Annotated in this window: 15 protein-coding genes and 2 tRNA genes; 11 read left to right on the forward strand and 6 right to left on the reverse strand. The window is 36.4% G+C overall.

Translation table 11 applies throughout. The features are described 5' to 3' along the window. Window positions 1-135: 135 nt before the first annotated feature. The 4 genes from HBN50_RS17295 to HBN50_RS17310 are packed head-to-tail and all read left to right on the forward strand — an operon-like array spanning window position 136 to window position 3145. Window positions 136-492, forward strand: a complete 357-nt coding sequence (locus tag HBN50_RS17295; protein ID WP_273872151.1) for a response regulator — start codon at window positions 136-138, stop codon at window positions 490-492. Between the two features lie 47 nt (window positions 493-539). Further along, a complete protein-coding gene (locus HBN50_RS17300) occupies window positions 540-1433 on the forward strand; it encodes a hypothetical protein (RefSeq protein WP_273872153.1) in 894 nt (297 codons plus the stop codon). Further along, entirely contained in the window at window positions 1430-2155 is a 726-nt protein-coding gene (locus tag HBN50_RS17305) for a phosphatase PAP2 family protein (RefSeq protein WP_273872156.1), read from the forward strand. The genes HBN50_RS17300 and HBN50_RS17305 overlap by 4 nt, the downstream gene beginning before the upstream one ends. Further along, a complete protein-coding gene (locus tag HBN50_RS17310; RefSeq protein ID WP_273872158.1) occupies window positions 2156-3145 on the forward strand; it encodes a hypothetical protein in 990 nt (329 codons plus the stop codon). It abuts the gene before it with no gap. On the opposite strand, the gene HBN50_RS17315 is transcribed toward HBN50_RS17310, so the two are convergent. Next, window positions 3142-3924: a dienelactone hydrolase family protein gene (locus HBN50_RS17315; protein WP_273872159.1), complete on the reverse strand. Its 783-nt coding sequence runs from the start codon at window positions 3922-3924 to the stop codon at window positions 3142-3144. The two genes, HBN50_RS17310 and HBN50_RS17315, sit on opposite strands and share 4 nt — an antisense overlap. A 151-nt stretch (window positions 3925-4075) precedes the next feature. Between HBN50_RS17315 and HBN50_RS17320 the strand changes: the two genes are divergently transcribed. Genes HBN50_RS17320 through HBN50_RS17335 form a run of 4 tightly spaced genes read left to right on the forward strand, consistent with a single transcriptional unit; the run spans window position 4076 to window position 6739 of the window. Beyond that, window positions 4076-5215, forward strand: a complete 1140-nt coding sequence (locus HBN50_RS17320) for a sensor histidine kinase (protein ID WP_273872160.1) — start codon at window positions 4076-4078, stop codon at window positions 5213-5215. Window positions 5216-5263: 48 nt separating this feature from the next. Further along, entirely contained in the window at window positions 5264-5701 is a 438-nt protein-coding gene (locus HBN50_RS17325) for a hypothetical protein (protein ID WP_273872161.1), read from the forward strand. Continuing rightward, window positions 5691-6284 (forward strand): SCO family protein, encoded by a 594-nt coding sequence (locus HBN50_RS17330; protein WP_273872162.1) that lies wholly within the window; start codon window positions 5691-5693, stop codon window positions 6282-6284. The genes HBN50_RS17325 and HBN50_RS17330 overlap by 11 nt, the downstream gene beginning before the upstream one ends. Then, complete coding sequence (locus tag HBN50_RS17335) at window positions 6284-6739, forward strand: copper chaperone PCu(A)C (RefSeq protein WP_273872164.1); 456 nt, start codon at window positions 6284-6286, stop codon at window positions 6737-6739. Before HBN50_RS17330 ends, HBN50_RS17335 begins: the two co-directional genes overlap by 1 nt. Here the strand turns inward: HBN50_RS17335 and HBN50_RS17340 are convergent. The 3 genes from HBN50_RS17340 to HBN50_RS17350 form a co-directional block, all read right to left on the reverse strand. Beyond that, the gene (locus HBN50_RS17340) at window positions 6736-7347 is read right to left on the reverse strand and encodes a 2OG-Fe(II) oxygenase (protein ID WP_273872166.1); all 612 of its coding nucleotides are present in this window, start codon (window positions 7345-7347) and stop codon (window positions 6736-6738) included. The genes HBN50_RS17335 and HBN50_RS17340 overlap by 4 nt on opposite strands. Before the next feature lie 367 nt (window positions 7348-7714). Then, window positions 7715-7792: transfer RNA gene (locus HBN50_RS17345), tRNA-Glu, on the reverse strand. Between the two features lie 34 nt (window positions 7793-7826). Then, window positions 7827-7903 (reverse strand) — tRNA-Lys (locus HBN50_RS17350). Between the two features lie 174 nt (window positions 7904-8077). Between HBN50_RS17350 and HBN50_RS17355 the strand changes: the two genes are divergently transcribed. The 3 genes from HBN50_RS17355 (at window position 8078) to HBN50_RS17365 (ending at window position 10626) form a co-directional block, all read left to right on the forward strand. Continuing rightward, entirely contained in the window at window positions 8078-9475 is a 1398-nt protein-coding gene (locus tag HBN50_RS17355) for a hypothetical protein (RefSeq protein ID WP_273872169.1), read from the forward strand. A 67-nt stretch (window positions 9476-9542) separates the two neighbouring features. After that, a complete protein-coding gene (locus tag HBN50_RS17360; RefSeq protein WP_273872171.1) occupies window positions 9543-9944 on the forward strand; it encodes a hypothetical protein in 402 nt (133 codons plus the stop codon). Between the two features lie 70 nt (window positions 9945-10014). After that, a complete protein-coding gene (locus tag HBN50_RS17365) occupies window positions 10015-10626 on the forward strand; it encodes a hypothetical protein (protein ID WP_273872172.1) in 612 nt (203 codons plus the stop codon). Here HBN50_RS17365 and HBN50_RS17370 read toward each other — a convergent pair. Beyond that, window positions 10606-11256 (reverse strand): hypothetical protein, encoded by a 651-nt coding sequence (locus HBN50_RS17370; RefSeq protein WP_273872173.1) that lies wholly within the window; start codon window positions 11254-11256, stop codon window positions 10606-10608. The two genes, HBN50_RS17365 and HBN50_RS17370, sit on opposite strands and share 21 nt — an antisense overlap. 148 nt (window positions 11257-11404) lie before the next feature. After that, entirely contained in the window at window positions 11405-15286 is a 3882-nt protein-coding gene (locus tag HBN50_RS17375) for a hypothetical protein (RefSeq protein WP_273872176.1), read from the reverse strand. Window positions 15287-15567: the final 281 nt, after the last annotated feature.

Genomic DNA, 15567 nt, shown 5'->3' on the forward strand with positions numbered 1-15567 from the left:
TATAAAATTACCACCATAGAAAAATTTATGAAAGCAGTTTATTATGATGTAAGTATTTAATATTCCCGTGTTCTTACTAAATATTATTGAATAATTTAATAAGAATGTCTGCAAAAATAGTGTATAAAGGAACAAATGAGTAAGAAAATACTAGTAGTTGATGACGAAGAATTAATCCGCGAAGCACTTGTCGACCTTCTTTTAGGTAAAGGCTACGAGGCTTATCCGTCTTCATCTGGAAATCAGGCATTCACTCTAACTGAAAACGAGTCTTTTGACTTGGTGATTAGTGACCTTCGTATGGACGATGGAGATGGCCTTGAATTATCAAGAAAACTCTATGATAAATTTGGAGAGTCTCTACCAGTGATCATTCTTACGGGTTATATCGATTCAGCTGGAAGCGATCTTCCAAGCAACGTAAAAGAAGTTGTGAAGAAACCTATTCGATTCAAGAAATTAATAGTTCAAATTGAAGAGCTTTTGGCCTAATCCGAATTTCCTTGTCTTATTGAAATGAGATCGATAATTATCACATTGTGAAAATACTATTCGTTCTACTTTTTGTTTCAGTAAGTGCAAATGCATCCCTCTATAATTTCTATTTTCCAAGCGAAGGAAAACAACAATTTTCCATATCAGCTTTTGGCTATGAAGAAGAGAGAGAGTTTGAAAGAGATTCTGCCGTCGTTGAAGAGTTAAACTATGAAGGTGGCGGAATAAAAATTGGTTATGGTTACTTCATCAAGGGAAAATATTTTCTTGGGCTCGAGTTTGATTACCTTATAAAAGGTGAATACCAAGAGCGATTTTCTGAGGATCTTGAAAGTTTACCTGATGGCACGATCAACGTGCATGGATTTCGTGAACCAACTCTTATTTTTAGAAATTACTTTGAACATTCAATGGATCAACATTATTTTCATGGTCTCCACTTTACTTACAATCCTAAAATTTTTAATGCTCATCAAAGTAATTATGCCTCAGGGCGCCACGAGGCCTCTCTAGGATATTGGTTCTCTTATCGTCGTCCCTCTTTTGAATTTGCCGGAGAAATTTATACTAAAGTTTATGGAAGAAAGAGAGTTGATCGCAGGCTTGGTGGACAAGAAATTACTGGTAACTTTAGTGAAGTTGGAATTGATTTAAAGCCGGGGTTTATTACTAAACACTTTGCTTTTCATCTTCTTGGTGGGACAAGCAATACGACTGACTATAATACGCGAAATAAGGATTTTGCGAGATTAAGTGACAAGGGATTTACTATCTATGGTGGCCTTTCTCTCACATATGGAAACCCTCAGTTTAAAATTGTCTTAGAATCGATTGCGAAGTCTTATGTATTCAACTCGATTGAAGAGGATCTATCTCGTGAGGTGGATTTTGAATATGAAACAAAATATACGACATTAAAGCTGGAGTGGTTGTTTTGAAGATTTTAGTTTTATCACTCTTTTTATTTTCCCAAGGGCTTTTTGCCATGGAGAGTTCTCAGACGAAAAGCTTTAGTCTACTTGATGATCTCTCAAGTCCATTTACAACCGATGCGAAGTACATCACGCTTGGTGGTTTAAGTGCAGCGACGATTGTTTATTTAAATAAAAATGCAAGAACATATCGCAAGAGGGAGTCTTTTAAAGATGCTCAACCTTTTGGCAACTATGGGTTTATTGGTGAAACTTTAGGGTGGGGCTTTTTAAATGTTATCTACACCGTTTCTGCTTATTCTTATGGGAAGTATTATAATGATGTCGAAAGCTTAAAAGCTGCAGAACATATGGCCAAGGCATCTTTTTATTCTTCTGCTGTAACTATAACCCTTAAGAAAATGATTGATGAGAAAAGACCAGGCTATCCAGACGATCCTGATTCATTTCCTTCTGGACACTCTTCGGCATCCTTTGCCTTTGCCTCTGTTGTAGCTGCAAGGCATGGCTGGTACTGGGGTGGACTTGCATATACGACAGCGGCTTTTGTGTCATTAAGTCGCATTAACGATGATTTTCATTATCTTCATGATGTCCTATTTGGGATGACTATTGGTGCTTCTTATGGATGGGGACTATATCATCAGTATGAGAATGGTAGCCCGTACTTTTTAACGGTAATACCAACTCCTAAGGGAGTGGGAGCAACGTTTGCGATGGAGTTTTAATTGAAGTTTATCTTTTTTATTTTGCTTCTATTTTCTCAAATGAGTTTTGCAAAAGATTATCTTCTCTATAAGCCAGATCGACCAAATATTGACCCGCTAGAATATTATGTGAATGGCGCTTACGATGTCATTCAGAACCCATACTACTTTTCTCAAGAAAATTTTTTCAAAAAGCATGAGACCTTATTTAAGCGGATTGGTTCGCCCATTCATTCTATTGAAAAGGATGGAGGCTTTAAGAAGTTCTTTCAAGATGAGTTTACGACGACTAGGGTTGTGCCCAATTTAACTCTTCATCTCATTGGTGGAGGTTATGATGTTAGGCTTATGCAAGAGTACTTTGAATATAAGGGAGCTGAATTTCCACTGGCCTATGCTATAACCTTTTCTTATCTAGCACACTTTGGAAATGAAGCACTTGAATTAACGAATCATAATATCACGAGCCACGATAATATTGCGGATCTCTTTGTTTTTGATATTGCGGCAATTTATCTTTTTCAAAATGATGATGTTGTTAAGTTTTTTAGAGATACACTTTCGATGAATCACTGGCACTCTCAGCCGATATTAGAGCTCGACCAATTTAATGTCACAAATGCTGGTTTGAATTATATTTTTAGACCTAACGTTTTTAAAACAAATTTTCGCCCTTTTCTATTTCTCGGTATGCAAACTCTTGCCGGAGTTAGTTATGAAGTGGAAGAAAAGAAGTTTTATACACTTGCTGCGGGAATGGCGCTTACTGATCCTTTGAAACAAAAAGGTCGTTTTGTCGTTGGAATGTTTTATGACAAGGATGACTTTCTAAACGCCTCACTCTTTATCAATGGAGGTGAGGATTATCGCTATCGCTTGAATTTGCATCCAGAATTTTTAAAGACAAAGAGACTCGGTCAGTATGGTCTTTTAATAGGTCAAAAAAAAGACCGAGACTTAGTGCTCGGTCTTAAATGGAAACTTCCTATTGGTATTGGAGTTAAATTCTAATAGAGTTCATCAAAAAGCATTTTCATTTGTTCCCAAGACTTTTCGTCTGCATCTTTATCGTAGGCGAGTGGGAGTCCATACTTCTTACCAAGTTCTGTTGCCATTGGATTTGTAAATGCGTGCTTTGCATTCTCATAGTTAAAAAATTTGTATTCAACTTTTGCTTTTTTCATTTCTTTCATGAAGTTCTTAATATCTTTCTTTTTAACCATCGGGTCTGCCTTACCATTAAGAACTAAGACTTTTGATTTAATCATCCCTGGTTTTGTTTTAATTGGTGAACCAAGAGAACCGTGAAAACTAACAACTGCATCGAGATCAAGACCTAGTCTTGCCATATTCAATACGATTCCACCGCCAAAACAATATCCAATAGCAGAAATGTTATCAGGATTAATTGTGCTATTTTCTTTTAGTGTTTCAATGGCCTTTTTAAATCTCTTCTTAGCTGAGTTGAGATCTTTGAATACGGCACCCGCAAAAGCACCCGCTTCTTTTGGGTGATTTGCAACTTTACCTTCACCATACATATCGAGTGCTAAAGCCGTATAACCAAGTTCTGCCAGCTTGTCGGCCCTCTTCCTTGCATATTCGTTATGACCCCACCATTCGTGAACGACAATGATACCTACTTTTTTATCGTTCTCTTTTTTCGGCTTTGCTATGTAGGCCTTATAAGATGTTCCATCTACCTCATAATTAAGATCCTGATGTCTTTTGTCAGATGTTGAGCATGAACTTAAAAACATGGCCAATACTGATAATATGATAATCCTCATAATTGGACTCCAAAGTTAAAGTTAAATTAATGTTGTTTTGGAATTTTAATATAAAAAGAGTTGAAAATGTAGAGGGAAGGTATCAACTTAAATAGTTGAAAGGACGATAAATAATAAGAAACAAAAAGAAAATTAAGATTGAGAACTGCCTATGTATTACAACAATGACTTCCAAAATTTCAAAGAACTATTAGAGCTAACGGCCAAGACAATTGGAGATGCTCTTATTTCAGTAGATACAAAAGGGAATTGTTTATTCTTTAATGATGCGAGTGAAGAGATTTTTGGTTCTCGACTTAAAAGTTTTCTTATTGCTTCGGATCCCCACTTTGACTACATCACTTATATGGGCGATGGGGTCACCGTTTATGAAGATGAAGATTTACCAGCAAAACGTGTTTTTAAAGGTGAGCTTGTTACGAATGAAAAGTTATATGTCGTTCACTCGGGTAGATCGCAAGGAACATGGCTACTTTGTAGTGGTTGGCCAATGTATGATGATAAGAAAAATATTGTCGGTGCAAGTTTAATTTATCACGATCAAACAGCGATAATTAAAAATCAATTAAATGAAAGATTAATGCTTGAGAAGTTAAGACAAGCAAACGTTAGCAAAGAGTCTCTCTTAAAAATGCTAGGTCATGATCTTGTGAATCCTATTGCCGCGATTCGCTCGCTTTCTGATATTTTACTCGAAGAAGATGATATTGATGAAACTGAACTAAAAGACTTGTTAAGAGTTATTCATACGAGTTCAATTGCTGTTCAAGAAATTATCGGAGAGACAGTAAAAGAGGCCGTTGATTCGAATGAAACGGGAATGAGTTATGAAGTTGTCACAGTCGCCGAGGCCTATGAGAGTGCCTTTAGTGTTTTAGATGTTATCGCCAAAGCAAAGAACATTGAAATTAAAAGTTCTATTGATGAAAGAGTACAGGTCATGGGAAATTTTCGCGCTCTTAAAAGAGTCGTCGAAAATCTAATGACTAATGCCATTAAATTTTCACAGAAAGGATCTCACATTGATGTTGAGATCTCAAAAGAGGCGAGAAAGATTGTTATCTCTGTGAAAGACTATGGTGTCGGCATGAAGTCTGAAGATGTTGAAAAGGTGATGATGGAGCAAAAAGTTGATGCTAGAATTGGAACCGGTGGAGAAGCTAGTACTGGTTTAGGACTTCCATTTATCTTTAAAACAGTAAGAAATCATTACGGTCAAATAAAGGTTGTTTCTGAGCCTGAAAAAGGTACTGAGTTTAGGATTACCTTACCTGCCTACACTGCAGCATAATGTTGCACTTTAATAGTCATATTGGGCGAAAGAGTCTAAGATAGCGGCATGAAAGCTTATTTGCCCTTTATCTTTCTATTCTTGGCCGTTCTTTCTGGAACTCTTTGGTATTTAACACCAAAGGAAATCTTCATTAAACATGAATGCGATATTACACAACAAGTATGTCAGCTTGAGCAAGATGGCGTTCAGTTACGTTTTTCTACTGGAGCCTCTCCAATTGAACAAAGAACACCAGTCTTTTATGAGGTTGATGTTAAAGGTCTTAAAAATCCAAATGCCATTATTTATCTCCACGGGCAGAGTATGCTTATGAATAATGAGATTATTGAAATGGAGCAAATTGCGCCTGGTTCATTTAGAGCAAAGAGAGACTTTCCAATTTGCACGGAGAGGGCCATGACATGGCGAGTACACCTTAGTGTAAAAGGGGAGAAGCAGTTGTTGAAAACTAATTTTGACTTTGAGGTAAAACGTGAAAAATAAAATTGTCTTTGCCATACTTATAAGTGTTTTTGCGATTGTTGTTGCTTATCTTGCTAATACAGCGTTGAAAATGAAACCTATCTCAGACCTTTCTCATCTTGGAGGAGATTTTTCTCTACAGGGTAATAAGGGAGAAGTGAAGTTATCAGACTTTAAGGGGAAAGTTTCTATACTTTATTTTGGATTTACGACTTGTCCTGATGTTTGTCCAATGGCCCTTTCTCACTTGAGATCAAAGTTAAGCTCTCTCAATGAAGAAAAGCAAAATAAAATACAGACGATCTTTGTAAGTGTTGATTGGAAACGTGATACACCAGAAAAGACTCAAGAATACGCTAGCTTCTTTGGTCGAAACATTGTTGGTTTGACGGGAAATCGTGATGAAATTGATAAAGTGACAAGGCTCTATTCCGTTTACTATAGCTTTGTTGATTTAGAGGACTCAGAACTTGGCTATACTGTTGATCATACGAGTCGATACTTTGTTATTGATGGTGACTCTAAGCTTGTCGGTATGTTTAGCGATATTCAAAATGATCCAAAATTTATGAAAGTTTTAGAAAATTCAATCGGGAGATTATAATGAAAAAAATTGTTTTCGCACTATTCTTTGTCTCAAATATGACTTTAGCTTCTGGACTCTCTACTATGGCCGAATGGGTAAAGGCAGTTCCTGCAAGTTCTAAAATGAGTGCCGCTTATTTTCATATTCATAATGAAACTGATAAGTCGGTTGATCTTGTTAAAGCGAGTTCTTCTTATTCAAAAGTTGTTGAAATTCACACTCATGTAAATGATAAAGGTGTCATGAAAATGAGAAAAGTTTCAAAATTACCAGTTCCTTCAAAGGGAATGGTGATGTTAGAGCCTAAGGGAAATCACTTAATGCTTATCGGATTGAAAAAGAAAATTGGAAAAGAAGATAAGGTGGATATAACTCTTGAATTTTCTAATGGGGAGAAGTTGAAAGTTATGGCCCCTGTAAAAAAGCTTGGTGGCCACGGATCACATGATCACGACCACTCTCATCATCATTAAAATAATTCCATGTCGTCACGAAACCAAAACGTGACGGCAGATCTCTTTTTGTAACTTGCTTTTACCTCATGATAAAATTGTTCACTTCGAAAAAGAACAAGTCTTCCTGTCTTAGGATATATAATCTTCTCAACTTCCTGTTTATTCTCTCTCTTATAAAGAACCAATTCACCCTGATCTTCGAGATCATTTAAATAGAGAATTCCAGTAATCTTTCTGTGCCTTTGATTTCTGTGAACATCTAGATGCTTCTTGTAAAAGGCACCATCTTCATAAACTGAGAAATGACCTTCAAATCGCCTTAAAGACAGATAGTAGAGTTGATTGAACTCTTCTTTCAAAGATTCAAGTGTTTGATTAAGTTCATTTAAGAGTAGATTCTTATTCCAATCATCAATCCAAAAGATTTGATCACTTCTAATCTCTGGGCGATGTTTCTCAAAAACATCTTGTCCTGTTTTAGCAGATCTAAACTGATCTCTTTCAAATAGAGTGAGAGCATAGTCTCTAAGTGAGCTTGCAAATTGATCTTGAAAGAGAGTGTCGCAAACGAGATAGCCGTTTTCAATTAATGCGAGTCCTTGAGTTTCAGATAGAGTTTGATCCATCTAAATTGAATATCCGTCTTTTAAATAAAAGAATAATCGTTATTTCTCTTGAATCGCTTAGTTTTTTACTAAGGTTTGCAGGCCAAAGGCGCGGCAGACCGAGCATCAAATCAAAACGTCTATATAAATGGAATTAAAAGGCAAAAAAAAAGCCTAATCCGAAGATCAGGCTTTTTATAAAATTGGTACTCCCAAGGGGCATCCCGCGGCAATGGTTGCCAGTGGCAAGCATTGAAGTGGAGATGTTTGATATTAAGGTATGCAAGCCAAAGGCGCGGCAGACCGAGCATCAAATCAAAACGTCTATATAAATGGAATTAAAAGGCAAAAAAAAAGCCTAATCCGAAGATCAGGCTTTTTATAAAATTGGTACTCCCAAGGGGATTCGAACCCCTGTTACCGCCGTGAAAAGGCGGTGTCCTAGACCGGGCTAGACGATGGGAGCATTATCTAGATTAAATTATGCTCATGTCAAAAAATGGTGATCTCGCTGTGACTCGAACACAGGACCCTCTCCTTAAAAGGGAGATGCTCTAACCAACTGAGCTACGAGACCACTTCTTAAGACAGGATCGAATATAAATGTGGAAACCATTACTGTCAAGATTAATTTTTAATAAAAGTGATAAACAAGTCCTGTTTTATTATGGGTTTAGCTAGGAAAACTCTTCGGGGCTTAGGTTTCATGGTACTTTGACTTATGTGATAATCTGAGATGTCGATGAGAGAGATGATGAAAAAATTAGCATTACTTCTTACATTAATACTTTCTGGATGTTCACTTATTGAAAAGACTTCCTTTAGAGCTCCTTCGAGCACTGGAAGTTCGTGTTTTCAGAAGGTGGGGATCTTTCACTCTGAACTTTCGAGGGATGAACTAGAGGGCCGTGTGTTAGCTCTTCGAGAGAATTTAGGTGTTCGCAATCTTTTGATTGATCAAAATGCTAGAGTCTTTGACCGCGCTAGTCAGGTTGCTGTTCCTAACTCTGAAGGAGAGTATGACTTAATTGAAATCTACGGTCGGCCAGTTAAGCAAGACGGGCAGTTCTATATCAATTTCAAAGAATCTCCTGATGATCTTATCTTAAGTCGTTATCCTGTGGAGCTTTTAAAAGAGAAGTATATTGAGAATTTCTCTTATGAGTTTAATCGCGGTGATTTTATTTTAATGCCTTCCGTATCTAAGAGTGTCACTTTAGATAGTTATTATACTCCTTGGAAGATCATGGATATTGAAGGCGATAAAATCAATATTCGTCACAGAAAAGGGAAAAAGAGAGTTGTCAGTTGGGGAGAGATTTTCGATCACAACTTCTTTTTAACTAATGATGAACAAAATCTTGTGCAAAGCTTTTTTTCTAACGGAGGAAAAGGGGAGCTCTTCTACTATGAGCCTCGTGTAGAGAATGAATTAAGTTATCGTGGACTTTATATCTATGTCGAAGATTTACCTGATTTTGAGAGAATGGGTGAAGACTTTGATTTTGTATTCAATGACCACAGAAGTTATAAAAAATCAAAAGAGCTTCTTGATAAGGATCTCTCTCTTTTTTGGACGACTAACCAAAAGGGATTCTATGGCTTTCATGCCAATGCAAATTCGCACTATAATCAAGCTCTGATTGTTGAAAGAACGAAATATGCTAAAAAGGCGACCATTACTCTAACGCCGAATGCTGATACGGCGACGATCATTCATGAGCAAAGACATTTCGAAGATAATGTAACTAAAGCAATTAATGAAACTATGAGTAAAACGAGTGCCATTCTTCATGAAAAAGACCTGTTTGATGAAGAGTTCTATTTGATCCTTCATAAGTTTCTTCTCGAACAAAGGGCCTATTCTACGGAGTTTCGTTTTGTAGATGAAGCGACTTTTGATGATAAGCAGATGAAACTCTTTAAGGGACCAGGTTTTGAGATGGAACTTGGTGAGAGCAGTTATTATGGAATCAAAAGGCAGCATTCAAGCGATGTCTTTCGTTCTCTCTATTTTGCTGGTCTTAATCAGAAGTTAAAAGACTTTGATCCAGATGTTGCTAAAGCATTAGTGTTAGAATTTTCTAAAGCTTGTATTGATCATGAACTCACTCGTTGTTCGGATCTTTTTCGCAAGTATCTTGAATAAAGAAAATAAATAGACAAGACTTTACGCTTTCAATAAAATCTTACTCTCAAAGAGATGAGGTTTGTTAATGAAATTAATTACTTTATGGATGATGTTGTTAGCTTTTAGTGCAAACGCAAAAATGATCGAGTTTGATCTCGATGTTCAATATACTGAAAATGGAAAGACAAAAGAGAGTATCTCTCAGATAACAAGTAAGCTTGGAGAGTCTTTTGTTTTTGAAAACAATAATATTCTCACAGAAGTTTCTCCGACCGACTTTAAATCATCGACGATCGATATCGAGTCCAAAGATTTAATCATGCTCACGACTCGCGTTTTCCAATTGAATAACGGAAAGAAAACGTTAATTGGTAAACCTAAAGTTATTACAGCACTCGGTGTTCCTGCAACAATATCTATTGAGCAGGATGATGGAATGAAACTTGTAATGAAAGTTTTGGCCAAAGATAAGTCCCGAAAACTGTAAAGAATTCAGATCTTGTTGAGATATCTTTCTAGGATGTTATGAATAGAACCTCATTATAGGGGGGGGTTCTATGAGATTAATTTTTGTTCTCTTACAGGGGTTTTTCGCATTATCAGCACTTTCAGCACCATTTGAATATGTTGTGGTTGGAATTAGTGGCTTTGGAACTCGACGTGCGACTGAAAATTATTGGCAACCAAGTGGAGCTCACGAAAATCTTCCTAACAGCTATCGAATTGTAGAAACTCATAAACTCGTTCACTATTCTAAGAAAAAAGAACTCTTAAATGCTCTCTCTCTTTTTGATTGTAAAGATGGGAGACAGCTTAATGATGATCTCGGACTCATTATCATCGGAAATAGCTGGGGTGCTTCAAATACATATAAACTCTCTAAGCTCTATAAAGAAGAGTGTGGGAGAGTTGCTCGACTTGTCGTTATGGTCGATGGAGTAAGAAAACCAATTGGATCTTATAAAAAGAGGCCTTTCGCTAAACAATGTATCAACTACTATCAAACAACAGGCTTTGCTCACGGTCGTAAACTCGAAGATTGCGAGAATATTGATCTAACATCTTACTGTAAAAAGCGAGGCAAAGAGTGTCACATCGAAGTTGAGTGGCTTGGAACTCGTGATGCTAAAAGGTTTATTGAAAGAGCATTAAAGCTTGAGAAGCTCTAAGGCCTTTTCCTTTTGTTCTTTAGAAAATTTATCAGATTCTAAAATATGTTGAACGGTTACTTCAATTTCTAATAATGTTCTCGTTCGAAGATCAATTCTATCATCTAGTAATTGTTGACTCGCACTTAGATTAAAAAATTCACAAAGTGACATATCGACAACTCTTGCAAAATCGTTTTCAGGGTGAGCATAGAAGTCGATTCTCTTTTCACAGGTGCTGAATAAGGATTGTGTGTACTTCATTGATTGATTGAAGATATAACGTTTAAGTTCAACCGTTGTAGGGAGAATTTTGAATGAATCGATATAAAGCATTTTATACTCATAAAGAGCCTGAAAGATGATCCATGATAAATACTCATCCGCTGAATCTTGAAAATGACCATTAATTTGAATTTCATTTTCACTTACTTGATAACTTTTCTTACAAACGGGAAGGTCTTTACTATCATCAGTGAGACAATTGAAAAGAAAGAGAGGAGACTTCTCTTGCACTTGACTGGATAGCTTCTGTCCCAGGCTTGTAAGCTCTAGTTGATTTTCAATAACCGCATGAATGCGCTCATGTGGATTTTCTCCGGCACTTGCAAAATGAATAGAGCATAGAAAAAATAGTAAAAATAGACGCATTGTTTTCTCCTCTAAGAACAATGAGAGCAGCATGGTACGTTATTTTACTTTGCGCAAGCGAAATGCAAAGAAAGAACATTTATAATCTTTTTACATTACGAGGGTTTAGTAGGTTAGGTCTTATATCTTAAGGAAAATGACAGGGATTCTAGTTGAATCCCTGATTAATTAAGATATTAAGCTTTTTAGGTGTCGGCATTTGAATTTGACCAGGAGTATTCGTTCCCGTTGGTGGAAGAAATCCTGGTAGAGCTTGGTCTTGGAATAGACAAGCTTCTGAATCACATTTTCTGATATCTTTCGTAAGTGACCTAGGTTCTTTGTCTCCAGGGAAAAGCTGTGACACTTTTACTCGATAAGTTTTTTCTTTTCTTGGGAATTTTAATTTCTTCTTCCCTTTATTTTCTTTGCATAACTTTTCTGGAACACAAGACCATACGTGATCTTCTTTTAGTTCCTTTGATTTTACAACTTCGAGTTCATAGTACTTATCAGTTGTTTTAGTAACTTTTAATGAGAATTTTAGAGTATTCTTTTCCCCATCATCATTCGACGGAGTGTTATCTTCTTCTCTAGATGGCTTACCTTCCATCGGTTCTACAATCACTTCACTTACAATAGCATCAGCAGCTGAATTTAATGAATAATTCATTGAAGCTGTAGCTACAACTTTTCCACCTTTAATCGCTCTAGCAAAGATTGTCCCTTTCAATTCGTTAACAGCATCAAGAGGGATGAGTTTAATTCCTGACTCACATTGTGCATCTTTATCTGGATGGCAACCAATATAGAAAACAGGAGTTGAACCTTCTGGTTTTTTTATGGCCGTGGCCACAACTCTTCCAAATCCTAAATTTGAATAATCAACAGCATAGTCAATTTCAAAATCATTTGCATCTGGTTTCTCTGAACGAAATCCTTCTTTTAAAGGAGCTCGAACAGGGTATTGAGCTTGCTGTGCATTCGCTGCTCCTGTGAAGCCTAGTCTCAAGGCCGCTGCTGTTCTCTGTTGATATCCTTTTACAGTAGAAGATGGCTTTGTCGGCTTAACTGGTGCAGAAATCTCTCTTATCTTTTTTGGTGCAGAAGCCGTTGTTCTTGTAAGAGAGAGAGCCTTCTTATTTGTTGGAGTTGGTGTATTTTCAATTTTAGGAACAGGTGCTGAAATCTTATTATCATCAACGCGAGTAAACTTTCCTTCAATTGGAGCTTTTTCTATTGCTTCTCTTTTAACACCTATTTTCACTTGTTCAGGCATAAGCTCACCTGTGAGTACTTTCTTAGGCACAACATCTGTTGAAGTAGCCTTCACTAATTCTTTTGATTGAGCTGGAACAATCTGTGTACCTTTTTGACTGATTAAGGCATCATCGTCAATACGTTTAAACTGTCCCTCAATTGGAGCTTTTTCAATGCCTTCTCTTTTTAAACCAATTTTTACTTGCTCAGGCATAAGCTCTCCAGTGACAGTTCTCGATGTGGAAACATCTTTGGATAAGGTCGCTGGAAGTTTCTTCGTATCTACTGGTATTACTGCCGTGCCTTTTGGACTCTCTAGTAAAAGGGGCTTTCTAATATCGTAGGCACCTTCAACTGGTGTTTTTCCTATTTGTCGCCTTTCTTGGACAACTTTTGCTTCCCCTTGAATAGGACTTAACTCAATTCCTTCCTTCTGCTTGTAAATAGCTGGGGTATCAGTAACTATCTCTCCCGTTTTCGCTTCGGCTTTTGGAGAGACTGAAGTCGTCTCGACTTTTGCAGGAGGCTTAGGATCAGTTTTTACTGCTGGAAGTTTAGTCGTAGAAGCTTTTATTTCTTTTCCGGCTCCATTTACAATTCCTTTAGTTGCTTGATCAGTAATTAAAGGAACTTCACTTTTTCTTGTCGCAACTTTTGCAACATCAGTAAATGTATCAACATCTAAAAGTTTAAATCCTGAAATCGCTACTGGAGCACCAATCGCGGCAGTTAGGATTGCACTTGAAGAACAGCGATTAAGATTTGTTGCTGCAATAGATTGTTTTTTTCTTTCATCACAACTAAGTGATCTTTGTGATTGCGTTGTTGTTGTTTGTAAGTAATTTGCCTGTGAATTTTGACAAGCTTTGTAAACTTGGCTTGTCTGGTCAGCTGTATAAGCAACATCGGCTGAAAGAGTTGCCGCTTTTGTTGCAACTGAAGCTGTTCTAGCTGTTGTTGCTAAGAGTTTACCCGCCGTTGCAGCAACTCGAATAGCATTGAGAGCGGCAAAAGGAGTAAAACTTAAAGCAATACTGGCGCCAATATCGATGATGAGATCATCGGCATCATCTCTTTTATGTTTTTCTTCTTGTGAACATTCATGGAAATTAATTAACTTTGAAAGTTGCGAATTTTCATCAATTTCATCTTTAAACTTTGATCTATAGTCAGTTCTTCTAACAATATCTTCTACTTCATCACAATCGTCATCTGAGTCGCCTTGGAGACAAGCAAGGGCATTTTGATAGTCTGAAACCATATCGTTAATGTGACTTCTTGTGTCTTTCATTTGTTTTTTAAGGGCAATTCTCATGTCCTCTCTATTTGGTAGAGGTGTTTTGTATGAATACCCACCATAAGATTTCTTTTTATTGGCATTAATTATAGAGTTGAAGTGTTTCCCTCTAAGAATAGGATTGTTATCGAGAATATTTTGAATGTTTTTTGCGAGTTCTCTTCTTTTAGCTTCTTTTTTATAGTTATTTGTATTGTATGAGAGCCTACTAGATGAATACGATGATGCAAGAGTATTAATTTCTTCTTGAAGCTGTTGAATCGACTTAATGGCCATTTCAATATCAGTTAATTTTCTATCGAATAGCTCATTTTGATTACCTAGAGAGCAACCTTTAATTTCTAAGCATCTCTCAGCATTTCTCTTTGTTGTTTGATCTTCACAATTCATTGATTGATCACCAAGAGTTGCATTAATGACATCTTTTGAGTCGAGAAGGTCATTGATAGCATTTTGAATTTTATCGGCCTTAACATTGTAATCGACCATCATATAACTTGGAGCTAGTTCTTTATCCGTTTTTTCGTAGTCAGAGTCAACTTCATCATGCGCCTTAGATAAACAGCTTTTAGCAAAGTCAGTTAAGACAAAATCATGTGGATATCGCTCTTTCAGTTCTTTTAATAATTTCTTTTGATCAATACCTTTTGGAAGTTTATCAGAACATTTCTTTCTAGGAGTATCTCCTGTGAAAAAACCGATAATCCCTGAAGCATAAAGGCTATCAAGTGAATCAGTATTAGCTTCTGGGCAATACTTTTTATCAGTCGTTGCAAAACACCCTTTTGGAACTTCTGTTGAACTTTGAACTTTTTCAAGGCTCGAAGTCACTTCTTGCATGACTTTCTTTTGATCAACAGGCTCTTCTTTTTCTTTTTTGATCTTACTTAATGAGTCTTTTAGAATTTGGCACTCTTCAGTTCCATCTATCGACAATTGAGAACAGTATTGATCGACTTCTCTCATGAAATCACTGAATTTGTTATCTTTTTCTCTTTCTATAAGTTCTTCAGGGCTTAGCTTTCCCCTCTTAAGGCATTGACCTGCAATATTTGAATAACTATTGATTCCACTAATACAAGTATTCTCTTTATAAAGAGTAGGATTACAGTGAAATTGCCAAGCTGAGCAAGTACCTCTTTTGTATCCTGAAACTCTAGAAGAAATTGGACTTACACATTCACCCTTTGAAATTATACTTTTGTATCCACCATAGTAACAAGGAGCTCCATCGAAAGCGTAAGCACTGTCAATAAGTGTAAAGACTTCTGAGAACTTCTTTAAAAGGTCTTTCTTACTTGGAATTTGTTTTGGATAACCTGAGTTTCTTTCGGCCCTAATGAGAAATTTTTGATACTCATTGTAGATGGACTTAAGTTTTAGGGGCGACATATTTTGCAATTCCTTCTTAGTAAAAGAAGGAAAGCTCTTGTTAGCTGCAACTGAGCTAAATGAGATAAAAGAAAATAGAGTAATTATTAATATTTTTAACATCTCTGCCATTTTCACCTAGGAACTTAATATTCTGATAATATTTATCGGTTTAATTGCTAATATAATGAAATTATTTATCCAATTTTTTTTGATGAGTGCCTTAATAAAGTGGCAAGGTGCTGTTTTTTTGGAATTTTGACTTTGAAAAAAATAGAAATTGAGAAAAGTTTAAAGAAATCGCCAAATACGTAAACTTCTGAATAATCGTACTATCTTATATTTTGGACTTTAAATTTAATTCCACCTTAATTTCGTTTTTATAAACAAAAATAAGAACGATT

This window comes from Halobacteriovorax sp. GB3, assembly GCF_028649655.1.
Lineage (GTDB): Bacteria > Bdellovibrionota > Bacteriovoracia > Bacteriovoracales > Bacteriovoracaceae > BSW11-IV.